This window comes from Streptomyces sp. NPDC002306 (assembly GCF_053593435.1).
In genome coordinates, this window is record NZ_JBSFCK010000129.1 from 1 (window position 1) to 2,024 (window position 2,024).

Here is a 2,024-nt window from a genome sequence, read left to right on the forward strand (position 1 = left end):
GCCGTGCGCGGTCGACGGGGCTGGGTCCGCTTTTGGGCCGCGTCGGGCCGCCCGGACGTGGGAGGAGTCGATCACCGCCCGCGACCAGTCCAGCTTCTTCGCCGCCCGCAGCTTCTTCAGCAGCACCAGATGCAGCGCTTCCCACACGCCGGCCTCGTTCCACGCGGCAAGACGCCGCCAGCACGTCATCCCCGAACCGAAGCCCAGCTCCTGGGGCAGGTACTCCCACTGGATGCCGGTATGCAGCACGAACAGGATCCCGGACAGGGCCTGCCGGTCCGGGATCCGCGGTCTGCCCTCGACCAGCTTCGGCCCCGGCTTGGGCAACAACGGCTCGATGAGCGACCACAGTTCGTCCGAGACGATCCACGGCCGCGACTCCCTCTTCCCCACGACAAGACCAACGAGCGACCAGGCCGACAGTCACATGATCAACAGCTTCTGTTAGGACCTCTAAGCCCCACACCCGCCCCTCGACCTCATCGGCCTGCCCTGGCCAGCAGGCTCACAAGATCACATAACTTGGCAACAGACTTGCCACACGGCCCGATGAGGAGCCAGGAAGACTCCCCCCATCTCCACGTCGTACTCGGCGTGGGGCGACGTAGATCCCCGAGGACCGTGATCTGCCGGCCAGCCCCGCTGATGCCCTCGGTAGTCAGACCAGGTGGTGGGTGGTCACCTTCCCGCCCTGCTTCGTCCCAGCAGCAAGGAGAGCGCTCCCGTCCGGCAGGGACACCGCGGAGACGAAGGATCCAACGAATGAATGCTCGAACGATTCGCCGGACAGCAGGCCCCACTGGCGCACCACGTCGCGGTCCGCGGTGAACAGCCGCATCCGGCCCGACACGGTGGCCGTCGCGATCCTCACGAATTCCCCCGCGGTCGGAATCGGCGGGCTGACCTCTTCCCCCGTCTCGGCGTCCCAGCGGCAGACGGCCTCGCCCTCCTCGACCACGCCGACGATCAGCGGTCGCCCGTCCTCGGTGTACGCCGTGGTCAGCATGTCGATGTGAGGTGCGTCGATCTCCGCGCCGAACGGCGCCTCACCGGGCTCTCCGAGGATGCCCTGGCCTTTAGGCCGGGGAGGAATCGGACTCCTGCGGAGCAGGGCAGGGAATGGGCGATCGCCGCCCGGGCGATCGGCCGTCAGCGCAGGCCGGGCGGTAGTCGGCAGGCAGTGGGTGGCCCATTCCTGATGACCGGGGAGACGGTATGCAGGTCAGCTTCCTCAACGGGGCTTCGGCAGGTTCTCGTTGAGGTGATCCATTCTCTTTCCTGGGATACGATTTTTCTTGTGACGGTGCCGCAGGATGCTGCCGGGGTGTCCGGGAGTGCCCGGTACACCTACCGGTTGCGTGTGTCGTCGACCGCCCGCGATCTTCTGCATGCCGAGTGGGCGCGGTGCCGTTGGATATGGAATGAATGCGTGGCCCGGTCCAAGAAGGCCCATGCCGAAGGGGAAAGCTGCGGGCCGGCAGCCCTGGACCGGATGCTGACGCAGGCACGCGCGTGTATGTCCTGGCTGGCCGAGGGTTCTTCGGTGCCGCAGCAGCAGACCGTTCGGGATTTCGGGAAGTCCCGGGCGAAGGCGTTGAAGGACATCAAGGACCGGCTGCCGATGCGCAGACGGGCCGGGATGCCGCGGCACAAGAAGAAGCGTGATTCGCGGCCGACGCTGAACTACACGCGCCGGGGTTTCCGTCTGAAGGATGGCCGTCTGCATCTCGCGGGCGGGATCGTGCTGAGGGTGGTGTGGTCGCGTGACCTGCCCTGCGACCCCTCGAGTGTGCGCGTCTACCAGGACACTCTCGGCCACTGGTACTGCTCGTTCGTCGTCGCCGTCCAGGTGCAGCCGCTTGCGGAGACCGGGCGGGTGCTGGGTGTCGACTGGGGTGTGACGGAGACGGCCACCACCACCTGCGACGGGCATGATCTGCCGCATCCGGAGTTCGGGAAGCAGGCGGCGCAGCGTCTGGCCCGGTATCAGCGGATGATGGCGCGTCGGCGCCCTGCCCGGGGGC

General features: G+C 67.4%; 2 protein-coding genes and 1 pseudogene. 1 reads left to right on the forward strand and 2 read right to left on the reverse strand.

Annotation, left to right across the window (positions count from 1 at the left end; translation table 11 throughout):
- Both ACWCQK_RS42365 and ACWCQK_RS42370 read right to left on the reverse strand, forming a co-directional pair.
- Positions 1-393: pseudogene (locus ACWCQK_RS42365) on the reverse strand (IS5 family transposase); the annotation flags it as partial.
- A 265-nt stretch (positions 394-658) separates the two neighbouring features.
- Positions 659-1,006: a hypothetical protein gene (locus tag ACWCQK_RS42370; RefSeq protein WP_451164586.1), complete on the reverse strand. Its 348-nt coding sequence runs from the start codon at positions 1,004-1,006 to the stop codon at positions 659-661.
- A 291-nt stretch (positions 1,007-1,297) separates the two neighbouring features.
- On the opposite strand from ACWCQK_RS42370, the gene ACWCQK_RS42375 reads away from it, so the two are divergent.
- Positions 1,298-2,024 (forward strand): RNA-guided endonuclease InsQ/TnpB family protein (locus ACWCQK_RS42375; RefSeq protein ID WP_451164588.1); only part of this gene is annotated, 727 nt, incomplete at its 3' end.

Bases quoted from the DNA above. Each gene is read 5' to 3' on its own strand.
- ACWCQK_RS42370 (WP_451164586.1), bottom strand. From the start codon at position 1,006: ATGCTGACCACGGCGTACACCGAGGACGGGCGACCGCTGATCGTCGGC.